This window comes from Nonomuraea sp. NPDC049624, from assembly GCF_040675255.1.
GTDB lineage: Bacteria > Actinomycetota > Actinomycetes > Streptosporangiales > Streptosporangiaceae > Nonomuraea.
The window spans coordinates 644,838-666,102 of the sequence record NZ_JBFAOR010000006.1 but is presented as its reverse complement, the minus strand read 5'-3'; the positions used below and the strand labels follow the sequence as shown (position 1 = coordinate 666,102).

At 74.3% G+C, this 21,265-nt stretch carries 9 protein-coding genes; 7 read left to right on the top strand and 2 right to left on the bottom strand.

Features of this window, described 5'->3' with window-relative positions:
- Positions 1–131: 131 nt before the first annotated feature.
- Both AB0J76_RS27665 and AB0J76_RS27660 read left to right on the top strand, forming a co-directional pair.
- Positions 132–1,052: a nitroreductase/quinone reductase family protein gene (locus AB0J76_RS27665; protein ID WP_352323693.1), complete on the top strand. Its 921-nt coding sequence runs from the start codon at positions 132–134 to the stop codon at positions 1,050–1,052.
- A 59-nt stretch (positions 1,053–1,111) separates the two neighbouring features.
- Complete coding sequence (locus AB0J76_RS27660) at positions 1,112–1,750, top strand: 4'-phosphopantetheinyl transferase superfamily protein (RefSeq protein ID WP_352323692.1); 639 nt, start codon at positions 1,112–1,114, stop codon at positions 1,748–1,750.
- Positions 1,751–1,753: 3 nt separating this feature from the next.
- On the opposite strand, the gene AB0J76_RS27655 is transcribed toward AB0J76_RS27660, so the two are convergent.
- A complete protein-coding gene (locus AB0J76_RS27655) occupies positions 1,754–3,037 on the bottom strand; it encodes a cation:proton antiporter (RefSeq protein ID WP_352323690.1) in 1,284 nt (427 codons plus the stop codon).
- A 134-nt stretch (positions 3,038–3,171) separates the two neighbouring features.
- On the opposite strand from AB0J76_RS27655, the gene AB0J76_RS27650 reads away from it, so the two are divergent.
- Genes AB0J76_RS27650 through fabD form a run of 4 tightly spaced genes read left to right on the top strand, consistent with a single transcriptional unit; the run spans position 3,172 to position 8,186 of the window.
- Complete coding sequence (locus tag AB0J76_RS27650) at positions 3,172–4,005, top strand: DUF6039 family protein (RefSeq protein WP_352323689.1); 834 nt, start codon at positions 3,172–3,174, stop codon at positions 4,003–4,005.
- A 3-nt stretch (positions 4,006–4,008) separates the two neighbouring features.
- Complete coding sequence (locus AB0J76_RS27645) at positions 4,009–5,226, top strand: hydroxymethylglutaryl-CoA synthase (protein WP_352323688.1); 1,218 nt, start codon at positions 4,009–4,011, stop codon at positions 5,224–5,226.
- Positions 5,217–5,939: an enoyl-CoA hydratase-related protein gene (locus AB0J76_RS27640; protein ID WP_364390854.1), complete on the top strand. Its 723-nt coding sequence runs from the start codon at positions 5,217–5,219 to the stop codon at positions 5,937–5,939. The genes AB0J76_RS27645 and AB0J76_RS27640 overlap by 10 nt, the downstream gene beginning before the upstream one ends.
- 15 nt (positions 5,940–5,954) lie before the next feature.
- Positions 5,955–8,186 carry an ACP S-malonyltransferase gene (gene fabD, locus AB0J76_RS27635; protein ID WP_352327753.1) on the top strand — a complete coding sequence of 744 codons (2,232 nt, stop codon included), beginning with the start codon at positions 5,955–5,957 and terminating at the stop codon, positions 8,184–8,186.
- A 13-nt stretch (positions 8,187–8,199) separates the two neighbouring features.
- Here fabD and AB0J76_RS27630 read toward each other — a convergent pair whose 3' ends face one another.
- Positions 8,200–8,934, bottom strand: a complete 735-nt coding sequence (locus AB0J76_RS27630; RefSeq protein WP_352327752.1) for an alpha/beta fold hydrolase — start codon at positions 8,932–8,934, stop codon at positions 8,200–8,202.
- 98 nt (positions 8,935–9,032) lie between these two features.
- Here AB0J76_RS27630 and AB0J76_RS27625 point away from each other — a divergent pair, with 98 nt between their 5' ends.
- Positions 9,033–21,263: an amino acid adenylation domain-containing protein gene (locus tag AB0J76_RS27625; protein ID WP_364390850.1), complete on the top strand. Its 12,231-nt coding sequence runs from the start codon at positions 9,033–9,035 to the stop codon at positions 21,261–21,263.
- The last annotated feature ends 2 nt before the right edge of the window (positions 21,264–21,265 follow it).

The following is a 21,265-nucleotide window of genomic DNA, read 5'->3' as shown; positions in this document are numbered from 1 at the left end:
CGCCGTGGACGCCGGCGTGCGTGCGCCGCGTCAGGACGATCCAGGCTCGTGCGGACCGAGCCCCGGCCGTGTAGGATTTGGTTACGCGGATAACTATTATGCAGATAACTAATTTCCGTCAAGGAGCGATCATGGACTTCGCCCAAGCCGACGCCGTCAACCAGGCGATCCGCCTGCTGAGCCTGCGCCACCGCGCCAGGGCCGCCGCCCTGCTGGCCCCCCTGGGCCTGCATCCCGGGCAGGAGGCGCTGCTGCTCGAACTCGCGCGCACCGGGCCGAGGATCCAGGCGCAGCTCAGCGAGGCACTCGGGTGCGAGCCGCCCAGCGTGACGCTCATGAGCCGCAAGCTGGAGGCGTCCGGCCACATCCGCCGCACGCCGGCGCCGTCCGACAAACGGGCCAGCGTGGTCGAGCTCACCGACAGCGGCCGCGCGCTGGCCGAGCAGGTGAAGCGGCTCTGGTGCGACCTGGCCGAGGAGACCGTGGCCGGCCTGCCGGCCGAGACGGTGGCCGGGCTGCCCGCCCTGATCAACACCCTCACCGACAACGTGGACAAGCGCCCCGGCCGGCGGCACGGCCCGGCGGAGTCGGCGCGGCGGGCCGGGCAGGGGCCGACCGGCGAGTACGAGCCCAGCGCGTCGGACTGGGTCCGCGAGCACGTCGAGCAGATCATGCGCACCGGCACGACCGACGGCGTCACGATCAAGGACCGGCCCGTCGTGCTGATGACCTACCGGGGCGCGAAGACCGGCAAACTGCGCAGGACGCCGGTCATGCGGGTCGAGCACGAGGGACGCTACGCGGCCGTCGCGTCCCTGGGCGGCGCGCCGGTCAACCCCCAGTGGTACGCCAGTGTGCTCGCCGAGCCCGTCGTCGAGCTCCAGGACGGCACCGCGACCGGCGTCTACCGGGCGCGCGAGGTGTCGGGGGAGGAGAAGGACGTCTGGTGGCGCCGGGCGGTGGCGGCCTACCCCGACTACGCCGACTACCAGGCCAGGACCGAGCGCCGGATCCCCGTCCTCGTCCTCGAACCGCTCGCCGGGGAGCGGTGACGACGGCGGCCTGTGGGTAGACGGAGGGGCACCCGTCGGCCCAGGAGGAGGGACCCCCGATGATCGAGACGATCGTCCCGGACAACGTCGCCGTCTCCACCGCGTACGGCGACCCGCCCGGCGTGCGGCTCTTCCCCGAGGAGCGGCACGCCGTCAGGAAGGCGGTCGCCAAACGCCGGCGCGAGTTCGCCACCGTCCGCCACTGCGCCCGCGAGGCGCTGGCGGCCCTCGGCATCCCGCCCGCGCCCATCGTCCCCGGCCGGCGCGGCGCGCCGCGCTGGCCGGCGGGCGCGGTGGGCAGCATGACGCACTGCGCCGGGTTCCGCGCCGCGGCCGTGGCCGACGCCGGCGACGTGCGCAGCATCGGCATCGACGCCGAACCCCACGAACCGCTCCCCGAAGGCGTCTTCCGCATGGTCGCCCGGCCGGAGGAGGCCGCGATGGTCCGCGAGCTGCGCGACCTGCGCCCCGGCACCTGCTGGGACCGGCTGCTGTTCAGCGCCAAGGAGTCGGTCTACAAGGCGTGGTTCCCGCTGACCGGCGAGTGGCTGGGCTTCCACGACGGCTCCCTCGCCTTCTCCCTCGACGGCCGCTTCCGCGCCAGGCTGCTGCCGCCGGACGCGCCCCTGGCGGAGTTCGCGGGCCGCTGGACGGCCGCCCCCGGGCTGCTGGCCACGGCGATCGTCGTCCCCCGATAGGGGTCAGCCGCGCCGGCCCGGCTCGACCAGCTGCTCGTGCTCGGCCCGGCGCAGACGTTCCTCGGCGGTCAGCTCGACGCGTCTCATCGCGACGCGCAGGATCGGCGGCGCCATGAGCGAGGTGACGATCGCCACGACGATCACGATCGTGTACATCGCCGTGTCGATGATGCCGATGCGCAGGCCGACCATCGCCACGATCACCTCGATGACGCCACGCGCGTTCATGCCGGCCCCCAGCGCGAACGCCTCCCAGGCGCTCAACCGGCTCAGCAGCGCTCCCAGGTACGCGCCCAGGAACTTGCCGACGATCGCCACCCCCAGCACGACCCCGGCCGCCGCCAGCACGTCCGGCCTGGCCAGCAGCGTGAGGTCCATGCGCAGGCCGGCCGTCGCGAAGAACAGCGGAGCGAGCACGCTGAGGACGATCGTGCGCAGCGGGGCCAGCCACGCGGCGTCGGCGTGGCCGGACCGCCCGATGAGCGCGCCGCAGACGAACGCGCCCAGGATGGCCTCCAGGCCGAGCGCGTGCGTGCCGGCGGCGGCCAGCAGCACCAGCACCACGGCGGCGGCCACGGCCGGGCCCGGCTCGTCCGGCCGGGTGGCCGCCCGCATCGTCCAGCGGACCAGCGGCCGGCCCACCCACAGCGCGAACGGCACCAGCGCGGCCAGGTAGACCAGCGACAACACGATCTGCCCGGTGCGCACGCCGGTGGTCGCCATGGCCGAGACGACCGAGAGCATGAACCAGCCGAACGCGTCGTCCACCATCCCCGCGGTCAGGCAGAGCTGGCCGACGTCGCGGTGCAGCAGCTTCATGTCCGTCAGCGTCTTGGCGATCACCGGGATGGCGCTGACGCACGTCGCCACGCCCAGGAACAGCGCGAAGACGGTCACGCTGGTGCCCTCGACGAGCAGCGAGGCGGGCAGCAGGAACCCGGCGGCCACGCCGAGCCCCAGCGGCACGACCAGACCGGAGACGCTTACCTTGACCGCCGTCGCGCCGCGCCGGCGGACCATTCCGAAGTCGAGCTGCACGCCGGTGATGGCGACCAGCAGCAGGACGCCGACCTGGCCCACCGCGTCCAGCAGGTGGAGCTGGCTGAACTTCAGGGCGGGGGCGAGGTGGTTCAGCAGCGACGGGCCGAGCAGCACGCCCACGGTCAGCTCGCCGACGATGGCGGGCATGCGCAGGCGCACGGCCAGCCGGCCCAGCAGGACGGCGAGACCGAGGAGCAGGCCCAGCTGCAGCATGAAGACCAGCAGTTCGTGGGCTCCCAGAGGCATGTCAGGCACAGGAGAGGCTAGGCCGATCGGGCCGCCGTCCTGCTGCTCAATATTGAGCCCGCCCGCGACGGACAGCCCGGGGGCCTGCTCAATATTGAGCGGAGCTTCCCGCGCCCGTGGGCGACATTCGGGGCATGACGAAGCCGGCGCAGTATCAGACCACCCTGCCCCCCGACCAGTTGCTGCACTCGGGCAACGCGGGCCTGATCATCCACCGTGTGGGGATGCTGGAGTACGGCATGGCCCGCGAGGGCCGCGACTTCAGCGTGGACCTGCTCGACTACATGAACCGCGCCCAGGCCGGCGTCGCCACGACCTTCTGCTACGAGGAGGTCTTCGGCGTACGCGAGCGGCTGCACTGGTTCGTGCACATGAAGTCCCCCGAGAAGTACAGCAAGCTCATCGAGATGGTGGACCACGACGAGGCGTTCCAGCAGATCTCGCTCAAGGACCGGCTGCCCAAGAAGGGCGGCGGCAACTGGGAGAAGATGTTCGTCCACGGCAGTCTCCAGGAGACCGTCATGTGCCCGCAGCACGGGTTCACCGACGACGTGCACGACGTGCCCGGCACGTTCGTGCCGCCCGCGACGTACCAGACCACGCAGCAGCAGCAGCTGAACTCGGCGACCGCCGGGGCGATCGTGCTGCGCACCGCCGACGCCCGCTACGAGCTGCGCGAGGAGGGACGGCAGTTCCTCTACGACTGGTCCCGCTACCTCAACGCCAACCTCGAAGGCCGCGCCACCGCCTTCATCTACGAGCAGACGTGGGGCCGGCAGGACCGCCTGCACGCCCTCATCCACCTGCGCGAGCTGGACGACTACCAGGCCGTGCAGGAGGTGGACCGCGGCGAGGGCATGCGCAAGGAGGTCTACGACGTGGAACGGGTCCCGGAACGGCACGGCGGCGGGCAGTGGGACCGGCTGTTCGTGCCGACCAGCATCCACGACGTCCTGATGGTGCCCTAGGCCATGGCTCTCGGGATCGAGGCGATCAACGCGTACGTCGGCAGGGCGTACACGGACGTCCGCGCGCTGTTCGACGCGCGCGGCCTGGACGTGAACCGCTTCGGCAACCTGATGATGGAGCAGCGCTCGGTCAACCTGCCCTGCGAGGACCCGGTCACCAACGCGGTCAACGCCGCCAAGCCGCTGCTGGACGCGCTCACCCAGGAGGAGAAGGACCGGATCGAGCTGCTGGTCGTCGGCACCGAGTCGGGGCTCGACTTCGGCAAGCCGATCAGCACCTACATCCACCACCACCTCGGGCTGAACCCGGCGTGCCGCTCGTTCGAGGTCAAACACGCCTGCTACGGCGGGACGGCCGCGCTGCAGTGCGCCGCCGCCGTCGTCGGCGCGAGCCCGATCCCCGGCGTCAAGGCGCTGGCCATCGCCACGGACGCGGCCAGCGGCACCGCCAAGTCCACCTACTGGGAGCCCTCCGAGGGCGCCGGGGCGGTGGCGATGCTGGTCGGCGAGGACGCGCGGGTGCTGCGGCTCGACCCCGGTGCCAGCGGCTACCACACCTTCGAGGTGATGGACACGGCCCGGCCGCGCCACGACACCGACGCGGTCGACCCCGACCTGTCGCTGCTGGCGTACATGCGCTGCGCCGAGGAGTGCTTCGCGGCCTACGGGCGGCGGGTGGCCGGGGCCGACATCGTGGACACCTTCGCCTACCTGGCGCTGCACACGCCGTTCGCCGGGATGGTGAAGGGCGCGCACCGGATGTTGCTGCGCAAGCTCAAGGGCATGGGGCCGCGGGAGATCGAGGCCGACTTCACGGCCCGGGTCGCGCCGTCCCTGGCCTACGGCGTGCGGGTGGGCAACACCTACTCGGCCGCGCTCTACCTGGCGCTGTGCTCGCTCATCGACCACGGCGCGTTCGACGCGCCCAGACGTGTGGGGCTGTTCTCGTACGGGTCGGGCTGCGCGTCGGAGTTCTACAGCGGCGTGATCCCGGCCCAGGGACGCACCGGCATCGGCCGGGCGCTGGACGAGCGGCGCGAGATCGGCGTCGAGGAGCTGGACGCGCTGACCGAGCTGAGCGCCGACCGCGCCTTCGGGGTGCGGGACGCGGTGCTCGACCCCAAACCGTACGCCGACCTGTACGAGGACGCCTTCGGCGGTCGCGGCCTGCTGGTGCTGGACCGCATCGCGGACTTCCACCGGGAGTACAGATGGAGCTGACCTCGGCGACCCTGCGGCACCGGCTGCGCAGCCGCACGATCGACGACCGCGCCATCGACGAGCTGGGCGCCGCCCTGGACGAGGCCGAGCGCGCGCCCGGCTGCCGCATCCTGCTGCTGGAGGGCGGCGACGGCGTCTTCTGCACCGGCATGGACCTGGAGGAGGCGGCCGGCAGCGACGTCGCCGACGGCGGCCGGGCGTTCTACGGCCTGCTGCGCCGCTTCACCGAGACGCCCGTGACGGTGGTGGCCCGGGTGGACGGCCGGGTGGCCGGCGGCGGCGTCGGCCTGGCCGCGGCCAGCGACTTCGTCTTCGCCAGCGAGCGCAGCACCTTCAGCCTCCCCGAGGCGCTGTGGGGGCTGCTGCCGTGCTGCGTGCTGCCGTTCCTGATCCGGCGCACGGGCTTTCAGAAGGCTTACGCGATGACGCTGAGCACCCAGCCGGTGAGCGCCGCCGAGGCCGCCGCCTTCCACCTGGTGGACGAGGTGTCGGACGACCCGGAGGCGCTCGTGCGGCGGCTGGCCTACCGCCTGACCAAGCTGGACCGGTCGATCGTCACGGACATGAAGCGCTACTTCCGCGAGCTGTGGATCCTGTCGGAGGAGACCGAGCAGGTGGCGGTCAAGGAGTTCGGCCGGCTCATGTCCAGCCCCGAGGTGCGCCGCAGGCTCGTCGACTACGCGACCGAGAAGAGATTCCCCTGGGAACGCTAGAGAGGAACGCGCCTGATGTCCGTCGTGTGGGTTTTCCCCGGGCAGGGGTCGCAGCGCAAGGGCATGGGCGCGGGCGTCCTGGAGCGGTACCCCGACCTGTGCGCCCGCGCCGACGAGATCCTCGGCTACTCCGTCGCCGAGCTGTGCGACGACCCCAAGCGGCTGCGGGAGACCCGCTACGTGCAGCCCGCCCTGTTCACGGTCAACGCGCTGAGCTTCCTCGCCCGGCAGGAGGAGGGCGGCCGGCCCGACTACCTGGCCGGGCACAGCCTGGGCGAGTACGCGGCGCTGTTCGCGGCCGGCTGCTTCGACTTCGAGACCGCGCTCGGCCTGGTCAAGCGGCGCGGCGAGCTGATGTCCGCGGCGGGCGGCGGCGCCATGGCGGCGGTGCTCGGCGCCGACCGCGAACGGCTGGAGGAGCTGGTGGCGGGCACCGGCGTCGACATCGCCAACTACAACTCCCCGGAACAGGTCGTCCTGGCCGGGCCCAAGGACGAACTGGACGCGCTCAGCCGCGGCGGCCCCGGCAAGTGGGTGCCGCTGAGCGTGAGCGTGCCCTCGCACTCGCGCTACATGGAACCGGCCGCCGACGCCTTCGCCGAGGCGCTGGACGGCGTCCGCATCGAGGAGCCACGGGTGCCCGTCATCGCCAACGTGACCGGACGCCCGTACCGGGCCGGCGAGGCGGCCGAGCTGCTGCGCCGCCAGATCTGCAGCCCGGTGCGGTGGGTGGACGGCCTGCGCTACCTGATGGACCAGGGCGTGTCCGAGCAGGTGGAGATCGGCCCCGGCGACGTGCTCACCAAACTGTGGACGGTCACCCGCCGCCACCCGCCCGAGCCGGCGAAGACGCCTGCCGTCCGGGAGCGCGTCGCGACGCCCGCCGCCCCGGAGCCGGGGATCGCGCTCGGTTCGGCCGAGTTCCGCGCCGACTACCGCGTCCGCCACGCCTACCTGGCCGGGTCGATGTTCAAGGGCATCGCCTCGGCCGAGCTCGTGATCAGGATGGGCCGGGCCGGGCTGATGGGCTTCCTCGGCGCGGGCGGCCTCACCCTGGACCAGATCTCCGACGCGCTCGACACCGTCCAGTCCGCCCTCGGCCCGGACGGCCCCTACGGCGTGAACCTGCTCCACGGCTTCGACGAGGACGGCCTGGAGCGCGAGACGGTGGACCTGCTGCTCCGCCGCGACGTGCGGTACGTCGAGGCCGCCGCCTACCCGCACGTCACCGCGCCCCTCGTGCGCTACCGCTACAGCGGCGCGCACCGCGACCCGGCCGGGCGGCCGGTCGCCGTCCGGCACGTGGTGGCCAAGGTCTCCAGGCCCGAGGTCGCCGCCGCGTTCATGCGGCCCGCCCCGCAGGCCGTCCTGGACCGGCTCGTCCGGGAGGGGGCGCTGAGCGCGGCCGAGGCGGAGGTCGCCGCCGAACTGCCGGTCAGCGGGGACGTCTGCGTCGAGGCCGACTCGGCCGGGCACACCGACGGGCGCTCGCCGTACGCGCTGATGCCGGCGATCCTGCGGCTGCGCGACGAGGAGATGGCCGCCCACGGCTACGCCCGGCGCATCAGGGTCGGGGCGTCCGGCGGGATCGGCGCACCGGAGGCGGCCGCCGCGGCGTTCGTGCTCGGCGCCGACTTCATCGTCACCGGCAGCGTCAACCAGTGCACCCCGCAGGCCGGGACGTCCGACGCCGTCAAGGACCTGCTGGCCGGGCTCGACGTGCAAGACACCGCCTACGCCCCGGCCGGCGACATGTTCGAGATGGGCGCGCAGGTGCAGGTCGCCAGGAAGGGCACGCTGTTCCCGGCCCGCGCCAACAAGCTCTACCAGCTCTACCGCCAGCACGGCTCGCTGGAGGAGATCGACGAGCGGACCAGGCGGACGATCCAGGACAAGTTCTTCCGCCGCTCCTTCGAGGAGGTGTGGGAGGAGACCCGGGCGTTCCTGGCCGCGCGCCGGCCGGCCGAGCTGGCCCGCGCCGAGCGCGATCCCAAGCACCGGATGGCGCTCGTCTTCCGCTGGTACTTCGTGCACACGATCAGGCTGGCGCTGCGCGGCGAGGCCGGGCGGCAGGTGGACTACCAGGTCCACTGCGGGCCGGCGATGGGCGCGTTCAACCGGTGGGTGGCCGGCACGGAGCTGGCCGACTGGCGGGCCAGGCACGTGGACGTCATCGCCGACCGGCTGATGGAGGCCGCCGCCGGGCTGCTCGAAGCCCGGCTGCGCGACCTGTCCAAGGACGGTTAGAAGCTGGGGACGGTCAGACGTTGAGCAGATGGCGGTTCAGGTCCTCCTGGACCGCCGTCAGCACCTCGGGCCGCGGGCCCTTGAGGTAGAAGTGGTCGCCGCCGAACACGCGCAACGTGAAACCGCCGCTGGTGGCCTCGGCCCAGGCGCTGATCTCGTCCGGGTCGACCTCCGGGTCGGCGTCGCCGGTCAGCGCCGAGATCGGGCAGTCCGGACGCGGGCCGGGCAGCGGCGTGTACGACTCGTTCAGCTCGAAGTCGGCGCGCAGGCCCGGCAGGAACACCTCCAGCAGGCTGCGCTGGTCCATCACCTCCGACGGCGTGCCGTTCAGCTTGCCCATCTCGCTCAGCATCTCCTCCTCCGACAGGTCGCTGAAGCGGCGCCGGCGGGTCGGCAGCTGCGGCGCGCGGCGTCCGGACACGAACAGCACCGCGGGCGGGAAACGGCGGGCCGTCTCCCAGGCCACCACGGCCCCCATGCTGTGCCCGAACAGCGCGAACGGCCGGTCGGTGTACGGCTCGATGGCCTCCCACAGCGGCCCCGCGAGCTGCTCCATGCGGTTGTAGGGCCGCTCGCGCAGGCGTGACTCGCGCCCCGGCAGCACCACCGGGCAGACGTCGACGTCCGGCGACAGGTGGTCGTCCCATTTGCGGAACAGCGTCGACCCGCCTCCCGCGTGCGCGAAGCAGAACAGTCTGATGCGGGCGTCGGCTCGGGGCCCGCCGCCCGCTATCCAGGAACCAGGCATGGTCAGAAACCTACGGCCGATCGCCTTGCGCCGCCTGCTCAGTCTTGAGCAGGCAGCGCGCGCCGTCCTCACTAGCGTCGCAGTGAGGGAGGAGGCCCATGAAGCACGACGAGCGCGTGACGGAGACGGTCATCCGCCTGCTGGCCGAGGTGCTGCCCGGCGGCGCGGAGCTGACCCCCGACGCATCACTCAAGGACAGCGGACTCGACTCGATCTCCGCGGTACGGGTGTGGTTCGAGATCCAGCGGGAGTTCTCGCTGGACTTCCCCGTCGAGCGGCTGGGCGGCTGCGCGACGCCGGCCGAGCTGGCCGCGCGGATCGCCGAGCTGGCCGGGACGGCCGAGCACGACGCCCCCGTGACCGTGGCCGAGATCAGCCCGGCCCCCGGCGACCGGCACGAGCCGTTCCCCCTGACGCCCCTGCAGCAGGCGTACGTCATGGGCGCGGACGAGGACGCCACCCCCGACCCGGTCGGCTGCCAGGTCTACCGCGAGTTCGAGGTGCCCGGCGTGGACCCCGACCGCCTGCGCGCGGCCTGGCAACGCGTCGTCGACCACCACGACGCCCTGCGCCTGCAACTGGGCGAGGACGGCACCCAGCGGATCCTGGACCGGGCCCCCTCCTGGGACCTGCCGGTGGACCAGCCCGGCGCCCGCGAACGCCTCGCGCACCGGCGGTACGAGCCCGGCGTCTGGCCGCCGTTCGCCGTCGAGGTCACCACGCCCGGGACCGTGCACTTCGGCATCGACGCGAGCGTGACCGACGGCCGCGGGCTCGACGTGCTGCTGCGCGACTGGTGGCGCTGCTACCGCGACCCCGGTCACACGCTGGAGGAGAGCGGCCTGTCCGTCCGCGACTGCCTGCTGGCGCTGGACGCCCAGCGGCGCGGCCCCCGCCACCAGGAGGACCTGGACTACTGGCGGGAACGCCTGGCCGACCTGCCGCCCGGCCCCGCCGCCGGCGTGCCGGACGGGTCGCCGCGCTCGGCGCTGACCGGCTCGCTGACCGCCGCCCAGTGGGGCGCCCTGCGCGCCAGGGCCGCCGAGCTGGACGTCTCGCCGACCGCCCTGGTGCTGACCCTGTTCGCCGAGACGGTCGGCAGGGGGGAGGACTGCTCCCTGGCCGTGACCACGACCGGCCGGGCCTGGCTGCCGCGCGAGGTGGACGAGGTGGTCGGGCCGTTCACCGGCACCGCCGTGTTCGCCGCCGAGAGCACGCTCGGCGAGCCGCTTCCGGAAGCGGTCCAGGAGGTGCACCGGCGGCTGTGGCGCGACCTCGGCCACGCGGGCGTCCCCGGCGTGACCGTCATGCGGGAGCTGCGCGAGCGCACGGCGCTGCCCGTCGTCTTCACCAGCCTGCTGGACGCCCGGCCCGACGAGGCCGTGCCGCCGGTGACGTACGCGCTGAGCCAGACCTCCGGCGTCGCGCTCGACCACCAGATGTGGGAGCACGACGGCGAGCTGCGGGTGCGCTGGGACCTGGTGCCCGGGTGCTTCGCGCCCGGCGAGCCGCAGACCCTGTTCGCCCGCTTCACCAACGCGCTGCGCGCCCTGGCCGCCGACACCGGCGAGGAGGAGATCCGGCCGCTCAACGAGCTGCAGAAGGCGTACTACGTGGCCCGCGCGGGCGGCTCGCACCCCTACGACGGCTGCCAGGTCCACCACAGCTTCCACGTCCGCGACCTGGACCGGGACCGGCTCGAACGGGCCTGGCTGCGCCTGGTGGCCGCGCACGACGCGCTGCGCTCTGAGGTCACCCACGACGGGACGCTGCGGGTCAGGCCGCACGCGCCGGAGAACTGGAGCATCCCCGACATCCCCGGCGCCGAGACGGGAGAGACGGCGGGGGAGACGGCCGCGGAGATGGCGGGGGAGATGGCCGGGCGGGCGTTCCCGCTGGGCCGCTGGCCGCACTGGGAGCTGCGGGTCAGCGGCGAGACGGTGCACGCGGCCGTCGACCTCGCCGTCCTGGACGGCCGGAGCATCCACATCGTGCTGCGCGAGCTGTTCAGGCTGTACGCCGACCCGTCCGCCGAGCCCCGGCCGCCCGCCGAGGCGCCGGGCGCCCCGGAACGCCCGCACGAAGAGGGCTACTGGGCCGAGCGGTTCCGCGACCTGCCGCCGGGGCCCGAGGTGGCCACCACGCCCGCGCGCCGCGTCCGGCTGAGCGGCAGCGTCGCCGCGGTGTCCGACGAGACCGTCTTCGCCGCCCTGGCCGGCGCGCTGCGCGCCCGCTTCGCCAATCCGTTCAGCGTGTCCGTGGTGCGCTGGACCGCCGAGTCCGAGCCGCGGCGTCCCGGCGAGCACACCGCCCTGAGCTGGGTCACCGACGCGGAGTCCTACCCGGACCGGATCGCCGCCGACGCCGCGAACGGCGCCCTGACCGGCCTGGCCACGCTGCGCGGCCACGTCATGAAGGAGCGCCGCCGCCGCGCCTACGCCTTCCCCGTCGTCTACACCAGCACCCTCGACCTGACCGACCATCCCCTGCCGGACGGCGTCGAGGCCGGGCCCTGGATGACCTACACCCCGGACGTCGCCCTCGACTGCATCGTCATCAGGGAGGGCGACCGGCTGCACTACCACTGGGACGCCCTGGAGCCGGAGTTCCCCGACCTCGCCGAGCTGTTCGCGGCCTTCGAGGACCGGCTGCGCCCCGCGCACCGGCTGTTCGAGCGGCAGGCCGCCGCCCGTCCCGACGCGGTCGCGCTGCGGCACGCCGGCGGCACCATGACGTACGGGGAGCTGAACCGGCGCGCCAACGCCGTCGCCTGGCGGCTGAAGGAGCTGGACGTGGGGCCGGGGACGGTGGTCGCCGTGCGCCTGTGCCGCGGGCCCGACATGGTGGCCGCCGTCCTCGGGATACACAAGGCGGGCGGCGCCTACCTGCCGGTGGAGCCGTCCCTGCCCGACGAGCGGGCCGCCGTCATGCTGGACGACGCCGCCGCCGGGATCGTGCTCACCTGCGCGCAGACGCCCGGCTGGGCCGTGCCCGAGGGCGTGCGCGCCGTCGAGCTGGACGCCGGCGGCGACGACCGCGGCGACCCGCCCCTCGCCGGCACCGTGGACGACCTCGCGTACGTGATCTTCACCTCGGGCAGCACCGGCAAGCCCAAGGGCGTCGAGGTCAGCCACCGGCCGCTGCTCAACCTGCTCGACTGGTGCTACCGCACCTTCGACTTCGACGCCTCCGACGTCGGCCTCTGCGTCACCTCGCTCGGCTTCGACCTGTCGGTGTTCGACATCTTCGGCCTGCTCGGCCGGGGCGCCTCGCTCTACATCGCCGACGAGGGCCAGCAGCGCGACCCCGAACTGCTGCTGGACGTGCTCATCGACGAGCCGATCACGTTCTGGAACTCCGCGCCCACCACGCTCAACCAGCTCGCCCCGCTGCTGGCCGAGCGGCAGGGCGAGGAGGGCACCGGCGACCTGCGGCTGGTCTTCCTCAGCGGCGACTACACGCCGCTGCCGCTGCCGGACGCCGTGCGCGCGACCTTCCCGCGGGCGCGGGTGGTCAGCCTGGGCGGCGCCACCGAGGCCACCGTCTGGTCGAACTGGTTCGAGGTGGGCGAGGTCGACCCGTCGTGGCGGAGCATCCCGTACGGGCGGCCGATCGACGACGCCCTCTACTACATCCTCGACGAGGACCGGCGGCCCTGCCCCGAAGGCGTGGAGGGCGACCTGTTCATCGGCGGCAGGTGCCTGAGCCTCGGCTACCGCAACCAGCCCGAGCTGACCGCCGAGCGGTTCGTGCCGGACCCGTTCGCGGGCGGCCGCATGTACCTGACCGGCGACCGGGCCGCGCTGCTGCCCGACGGGAACATCACGTTCCTCGGGCGGGCCGACAACCAGGTGAAGATCCGCGGGTTCCGGGTGGAGCTGGGCGAGATCGAGCACCGGCTGCGGCAACATCCGGGCGTGCGGGACGTCGTCGTCCTGGCCCGCGACGACCGGTCGGGGGAGCGGAAGCTGGTCGCGTACGTGATGGCCGAGGGCGCGGAGCCGGACGTCGGGGAGCTGCGGGCGCACGCGGCCGGGACGCTGCCGGCGTACATGGTGCCCAACCACGTGGCGTTCGTCAGCACGTTCCCGGCCACCGCCAACGGCAAGCTGGACCGGGACGCGCTCCCGTGGCCGCTCACCGACCGCGCCCCCGAGCCGGAACCCGAGCCGGAGCCGGAGCCCGCGCCCGAGCCGGAGCCCGAGCCCGAGGTGGCGGGGCGGACGGTGACGGAGATCGCCGAGCTGTTCGCCGAGCTGATCGGGGTCGAGGAGGTCGATCCCGGCCAGGACCTGTGGGACCAGGGCGTCACCTCCTTCACCATGGTCCAGGTCTCCAAGGCGCTGCGGAAGCGGTACGGCAGGCGGGTGCCGGTGGCACTGCTGCTGGAGAACCCGACCGTCACCGGCATCGCCGCCGTCGTCGGCGCCCCCGCCGACACGCCCGCGCCGAAGAAGCCCGCCGCGGAGAAACCCTCCACTGCGAAGCCCGCTGCGGAGCAGACCGTCGAGAAGCCCGTCGAGAAGCCCGCCGAGCAGCCCGTCGAGGCCGGTGTCGAGGCGGACGGGCCGGGGGAGGTCGACTTCTTCTCGCCCGAGGACCGGGAGGCGTTCAAGGCGGCCCAGTGGAACCTGCGCCCGCTGGAGCCGGACGCCAGCCTCATCCGCCTCGACCGCCTGGACGTGCCCGAGGAGCACTTCGCCTGGCGGGCCAGCGTGCGCGACTTCGCGCCCGGCCCGCTGCCGTACCGGTCGTTGTGCCGGCTGCTCGGGCTGCTGCGCGAACGGCGGCTCGGCGACCGCGCGCGCCACCTGTACCCGTCGGCCGGGGACACTTACGCCGTGCAGGCGTACCTGCACGTCACCAAGGGCGCGATCAGCGGCGTCGCCGAGGGGATCTACTACTACAACCCGGTCGAGCACGCCCTCCACCTCGTGAACGGCCGCCCCGAGCTCGACCGTACGGCCCACTTCGTCTACAACCGCGACCCGTACGACCGCGCCGCCTTCAGCCTCTACCTCATCGGCCAGACCAAGGGCATCGAGCCCCTGTACGGCGAGCAGAGCCTGCGCTACCTGACCCTGGAGGCGGGCTACCTGGGCCAGCTCCTGATGACCGGCCAGGCGGCCTGCGGCATCGGGCTCTGTCCCATCGGCGAGGTCGCCTTCGACCAGGTGCGCGACCAGTTCGACCTGGACGACGGCCACCGCTTCCTCCAGGCGTTCCTGGGCGGCCCCGCCGAGTACGCGACCGGCGACGCCGTCCCGGTGTTCGCGACTCCCGTGCTCTCCACCCCGCAGACGGAACCGGCCCTCCACGCCGAGCCCGCCCGGAGCGGGGAGCCGGCGCCCGAGGAACGGCCGGCCGGGCTCGCCGTGATCGGCATGGCCGGCCGCTACCCCGGCGCCGACGACCTGGACGGCTTCTGGCGCAACCTCAGCACCGGCGCCCGCAGCCTGGGCCCGAGCCCCAGGGGCGAGCGTCCCGGCGGCTACCTGGAGCACATCGACCGCTTCGACAGCCTGCTCTTCCACGTCTCGCCGAAGGAGGCCGCGACGCTCGACCCGCAGCTGCGGCTGCTGCTGCACAGCGTGTGGGAGTGCCTGGAGCACGCCGGTCACACCCCCGACTCGCTGCACGCCACCGCCCCCAGGGTGGGCGTCTTCGTCGGCTCGATGTGGCACGACTACCAGCACGCCGGGGCCGCCGCCTGGCGCGCGGGCGGCCCGGCCGTGGTCTCGGCGACCGCGTCCGACATGGTCAACCGCGTCTCGTACTTCTTCGGCTTCACCGGGCCGAGCATCGCCGTGGACACGTCGTGCTCGTCCACGCTGACCGCCCTGCACCTGGCCGCCCAGGCCATCCGTACGGGCGACTGCGACGCGGCCGTGGTCGCGGGCGTCAACCTGCTCGCCGACCCCTACCACGCCGGGCTGCTGGCCGGGCTCGGCCTGCTGGCCGAGGAGGCCGGCGCCGCCGCCTTCGACCCCGACCGGCCCGGCTGGACGGTCGGCGAGGGCGTCGGCACCTTCCTGCTGCGGCCCGTCGCGGACGCCGTCCGGGCGGGGGACGCCGTCCACGGCGTGGTCGAGGCCACCTGGGTCGCGCACACCGGGCGTACCGGGCGGTTCACCGCGCCGAGCGCCGACGCCATGGCGGCGTCCATGCGCCGCGCCCTGGAGCGGGCCGGCGCCGGGCCCGGCGACGTCTCCTACGTCGAGTGCGCGGCGGCCGGCGCGGCGCTGGCCGACGCGGCCGAGGCCGAGGCGCTGGCCGAGGTCTTCGGCGAGCGGTCCGAGCCCGTCGCGGCGGGCACGCTCAAGCCGAACATCGGCCATCTCGAGGCCGCGTCCGGCGCCTCCCAGCTCGCCAAGGTGCTGCTGCAGCTCCGGCACGGACGCCTGGCGCCCACGCTGCTCGCCGAGCCGCCCACCGACGCGGTCACCGTGCCGGAGCAGCCGCGGCCGTGGACCGGCGAGCGGCGGGCGCTGATCAACGCCTTCGGCGCGACCGGCACGCACGCCCACGCCGTCGTCCGCGCGCCCCTTCCCGAGGAGACCCCGGACAGCGCGGCCGAGGACGGGCAGGAGCACGCCGTCCTGGTGTCCGCCGCGACCGAGGAGCGGCTGGTGACCGCCGCGCGCCGCCTGGCCGGGGCCGGGGAGCGGGACGTGCGCCGGATCGCCTACACCACCCAGACCGGGCGCGCCGCCCTCGCGCACCGGCTCGCCGTCGTCTGCCGCGACGCGGCCGGGCTGCGGGAGGGGCTGGAGGCGTTCGCGGCGGGCAGGACGCACCTGTCCGTGCTCACCGGACGCTCCGGCGGGCGTCCGACCGGCGCGGAAGCCGAGGCGGCGGCCGCCTGGGTGGCCGGTCAGGACGTCGACTGGGCCCGGTTCTGGCCGGAGCCGCCCGGACGGGTCGCGCTGCCCTCCTACCCGTTCGAGGCCGAGCCGTACTGGATCGAACGGGCGGAGCCGGTCGTGGCGGAGGCCGCCGCCGGCGACATGGAGGACTACCTCAAGGGCGTCTACGCCGAGGTCTCGGGCATCGACGCCGACCGGCTGGGGACGCGGGTGCCGCTGGAGCAGTACGGGCTGACGTCGTCCCAGATCGTCGAGCTGAACGCGCGGCTGGAGCGGGACCTGGGCGAGCGGTCGCGCACGCTCTTCTTCGAGCACAAGGACCTGGCCGGGGTCGCCGCCGCGCTGTCCGCCAGAACCTCCGCCCCGCCCCCCGCGGACCGGCCGGACCGGACCGGACCGCGCTCCGCCGGGAGCGCCGATCCCGCCGACGACGGCGCGATCGACGTCGTCGGGAACACCGACACCGCCGATGACGGCGCGATCGCCGTCATCGGGATCGCCGGGCGCTACCCCGACGCCCCCGACCTGGGCACGTTCTGGGAGAACCTGGCTGCCGGGCGGCACTCGCTCTCCCGCGTCCCCGCCGACAGGACCCGCGACGGCTGGCCCGTGGACCTCATGTGGGGCGGCTTCCTCGACGGCGTCACCGACTTCGACCCGCTGCTGTTCGGCATCACCCCGCGCGACGCCGCGCTCATGGACCCGCAGGAGCGCGTCTTCCTGGAGGTCACCTGGGAGGCCCTGGAGGACGCGGGCTACCCGCGCACCCGCCTGCGCGACCGGCACGGTTCGAACGTCGCCGTCTACGCGGGCGTGATGTACAACGAGTACCCCTTCTTCGGCGTCGAGCAGAGCCTGCGCGGCACGCCGCAGGACACCGGCGCGACGCTCGGCGGCGTGGCCAACCGCGTCTCCTACCACCTGGACCTCAAGGGGCCCAGCATGTCGGTCGACACGATGTGCTCGTCGTCGCTGGCCGCGCTGCACCTCGCGGTCCGGTCGCTGCGCCAGGGGGAGTGCGAGCTGGCGATCGCCGGCGGCGTCAACCTCAACCTGCACCCGAACAAGTTCGTCCAGCACGCCCGCATGCGGCTCACCGCCGGCGACCGGCGCTGCCACAGCTTCGGGGCCGGCGGCGACGGCTTCGTGCCCGCCGAGGGCGCCGGGGTCGTCCTGCTCAAGCCGCTGTCCAGGGCCAAGGCGGACGGCGACCGCATCCACGCGGTGATCAGGGGCACCGCCGTCGTGCACTCGGGCCGGACGAACGGCTGGGTGGTGCCGAGCCCCGTCGAGGAGGGCGAGCTCGTCGCCCGCGCGCTCGCCGACGCGGGCGTGGACCCCGCCGGCATCGGCTACCTGGAATGCCACGGCGCGGGCACCGCGCTCGGCGACCCCATCGAGATCAACGCCCTCATGCGGGTGTTCGGGCAGACGGGGGCCGCGCCGGGCAGCATCCCGATCGGCTCGGTCAAGTCCAACCTCGGGCACGTCGAGTCGGGCGCCGGCATCGCCGGGCTCACCAAGATCGTGCTCCAGCTCCGGCACCGGCGGCTCGTGCCCTCCCTGCACGCCGACGAGCTCAACCCGGACATCGCCTGGGACGAGATCCCCTTCCGCGTGCAGCGGGAGGCGGCCGACTGGCCCGAGGGGCCCGACGGCGCGCCCCGGCGGGCGGGCCTCAGCTCGTTCGGCGCCGGTGGGACGATCGCGCACGCGGTGATCGAGGAGGCCCCGCCCACCGCGCCCACCGCGACCGGCACGTCCGACGCCGGGCCGCAGCTGATCGTGCTGTCGGCGCACGACGAGCGGCGGCTGCGGGCCATGGCGGGCCGGCTGGCCGGTCACCTGCGCGCGACGCCCGAGAGCCTCGCCGACGTCGCCCACACCCTCCGCATCGGACGGGAACCGCTGCGCGAACGGCTCGCCCTGGTCGTCGCGGACGTGGCGGAGCTGTGCGAGCGGCTGGAGCGGTTCGCCCGGTCGGAGCCCGCCGACGTGCTGCGCGGCCGGACACGTCCCGGCGTCCCGCCGTCCGGGTGGTCCGGCGACCAGCTGTCCGGACGTCCCGGCGACCTGCTGGAGCTGGGACGGCACTGGGTGGACGGCGGCCACGTGGACTGGACGCCGCCGCCGGGGGCGCGACTGGTGGGGCTGCCGTCGTACCCGTTCGACCGGATGCGCTGCTGGCCCTTCGAACCCGCCTCCGGCGACCCGGAACCGGCCGCCGCCGGCCGGGAGCCCGCCTTCGGGGGCCGGGAACCGGCCGCTGCCGAGATACCGCTGTTCGAACGCATCTGGGCGCCGGCCGGGCAGCCCGCCCACGACCCCGGGACGCTCGGCGACGGGACCGTGGTGTGCCTGTTCGGCGACGCCTCCGAGGAACTGGCGCGCTCGCTCGGCGACCAGGTCGTGCCGGTGGGCCCGGGAGACCCCGTCCCGGAGGAGTTCACCGGCTGGATCGACCTGCGCGACCTGGGCGAGGCCGACCCGGAGGGCGAGCTGGACCGGCTCGCCGTCCTGCGGGACGCCCTCGCCCGGCGCCGCCCGCTCAGGATCCTGCACGTCACCAGCGGCCTGCTGGACCTCGGCGGCCCGTCGCCGAGCCTGGCGGGGGCGCGGATGGCGGGGTTCGTGCGCATGCTCGCCGCCGAGTACCCGGCGGTCACGGCCACGGTGCTGGACAGCGACCGGCCCACGGCCGCGCAGATCCGCGCCGAATGGGCGGCCGCCGAGCCGTACGGGGAGGTCTGTTACCGCGACGGCGAGCGGTTCCGTCCTGATCTGCGGGAGTTGTCCGCGCCGTACGCCGAGCCGCAGCTCGATCCCGCGGCCGTCTATGTCGTGAGCGGCGGCACCAGGGGGCTGGGCGCGCTGGTGGCCCGCCACCTGGCCGAGCACGGCGCGCGCCGGCTCGCCCTGCTCGGCGTGCGTCCGCTGCCGCCGCGCGACCAGTGGGACGGCTCGGGCGAGGAGGCCGTCGCCACCGTCCTCGACCTGGAACGCGCGGGCGCCCGGGTGGTCGTGCACACCGGGCCGCCGTCCGGGGTGCCCGCCTTCCTGGACGGCGTGCGGCGCGAGCTGGGCCCGATCGGCGGCGTCGTCCACTGCGCGGGACGCTCCAGCCAGGGACGTCCGTCGCTGGCCCACAAGTCGCAGGACGACCTGCGGGCCGTGCTCGTCCCCAAGGCCGACCTCCTGGAGGCGCTGGACGAGGCGTGCGCCGGGGACCGTCCGGCCTTCTTCGTCACCTTCTCCTCCGTGTGCGCCGCCGTGCCCGCGCTGGCCGCCGGGGTGGCCGACTACGCCGCCGCCAACGCCTTCCTCGACTACTGCACCGGGGTCAGGCGGCGGTCCGGGCGGACCGAGTTCCGGTCGGTCGACTGGCCGCAGTGGCGGGAGTCCGGCGGGGCGCGCGGGAAGCCGAACGTCGCCGAGACCGTCGGGCTCGCGTCCCTCACCGACCGGGACGGGCTGCGGGTGCTGGACCGGGTGATCGGGCTGCCGCGCGGCGCGACCGTGCTGCCGTGCCCGCCGTCCGGCGCGTCCGTGGACGTCCCGGCGCTGATCCGGCTGCCCGAGCGGGCGGACCGCCACCCGGCCCCAGCCCCTCCGGCTCCCGAGCCGGCGCGGGGCGCTGAGGGGCCCGACTGGCTGGCGCTGCTGTTCTCCGAGACGATCGGCATCCCCGTGGACGCGCTGGACCCGACGGCGGAGTTCGGGGACCTCGGCGTCGAGTCGGTGATGCTGGCCGAGCTGGTGCAGCGCATCGAGGAACGGCTCGGAGAGAGCCTGGAGCCGTCGCTGCTGCTCGACTACCCGACGCTGGAGCAACTCCGCGACCGCCTGGGCGTCCCGGAGCCGACCGCCGACCGCGTGGACGCCCCCGAACCGGCCGCCGACCGTCCGGACGCCCCCGAGCCGACCGCCAGCCGTCCGGACGCCCCTGCCTCTGCCCTTCCCGGTGTCGCCGAGGATCGCAGGATCGCGATCATCGGCATGGCCTGCCGGTTCCCCGGCGCCCCGGACGTGGCCGCGTTCTGGCGGAACCTCACCGAGGGCCGGTGCGACGTGCGCGAGGTGCCCGTTTCCCGCTGGGACCACCGCGAGCTGTACTCGCCCGAGCCCGCCCTCGGCCGCAGCATCAGCAAGTGGGGCGGCTTCGTCGACGGCATCGAGGACTTCGACAACGACTACTTCGACCTCGGCGAGGACGAGGCCCGCGCCCTCGACCCGGCCATCCGCATGTTCCTGGAGTGCTGCGCGGCCTGCCTGGCCGACGCCGGTTACGACCCCGCCGAGCTGCGCGGACGCCGGGCCGGCGTGTTCGCCGGAGCCCGCATGTCCGACTACGGGCGCCGGGTCGGCGTCCGGCCGGGCGGGCTGGCCTCGGACCAGAACTTCATCGCGGCCAGGGTCGCCCACCACTTCGACCTGCGCGGCCCCAACCTCGTGGTGGACAGCGCCTGCTCCTCCTCGCTGGTCGGCGTGCAGCTCGCCGCGCAGAGCCTGCTCGCCGGGGAGGCCGAGGTGGCCCTGGCGGGCGGGGTGGAGGTGCTCCTGGACGAGAACGACTACCTCCAGCTGAGCGCGGCCAAGGCGCTGTCGCCCACCGGCCGGTGTCACACCTTCGACGAGCGCGCCGACGGGTTCGTGCCGGGGGAGGGGTGCGGGGTCGTCCTGCTCAAGCCGCTGCGCGCGGCGCTGGCCGACGGCGACCGGGTGCACGCGGTCATCGAGGCGGTCGCGGTGAACAACGACGGCCGCACGATGGGCGTCACCACGCCCAACCCCGAGGCCCAGGCCGACGTGGTCCGCCGGGCCCTGGCGGCGGCCGGCCGCACGCCGCGCGAGATCGGCCTGATCGAGGCGCACGGCACCGGCACGCTCATCGGCGACCCCATCGAGCTGCGCGCACTGACGCGGGTGTTCGCCGAGGGCGGCGGGGACCCGGGAACGTGCGCGATCGGCAGCGTGAAGAGCAACATCGGCCACACGCTCAGCGCGGCCGGGATCGCCGGGCTGATCAAGGCGGCGCTGGCCGTCGAGCACGGACTGATCCCGCCGACGTTGTCCTGCGAGCGGCCCAACCCGCGCTTCGACTTCGCCGCCTCGCCCTTCGAGCCCGTCACCGAGCCGCGGGACTGGCCCTCGCCCAGGGTCGCGGGCGTGAGCTCGTTCGGGCTCGGCGGCACCAACGCGCACCTCGTGCTGAGCGAGCCGCCCCCGCGGTCGGGCGCGCGGCCCGAACGCGAGCCCGCCCCCGCGCCGGTCTTCCGGCGCAGGCGCCTGTGGCTGGACCGCGACCCGGCCCCGGCCCGCGACCCGGCCCGTGAGCCAGCGCGTGACCCGGCCCGCGACCCGGTTCCGGCCGGCGCCGCCGGTCCCGGCCACGGTCCCGATCCCGGCCCGCCGGACGACGCCAGCTCGCTGCTCGACCTGAACATCACCACGGGGAGGCGCTGACT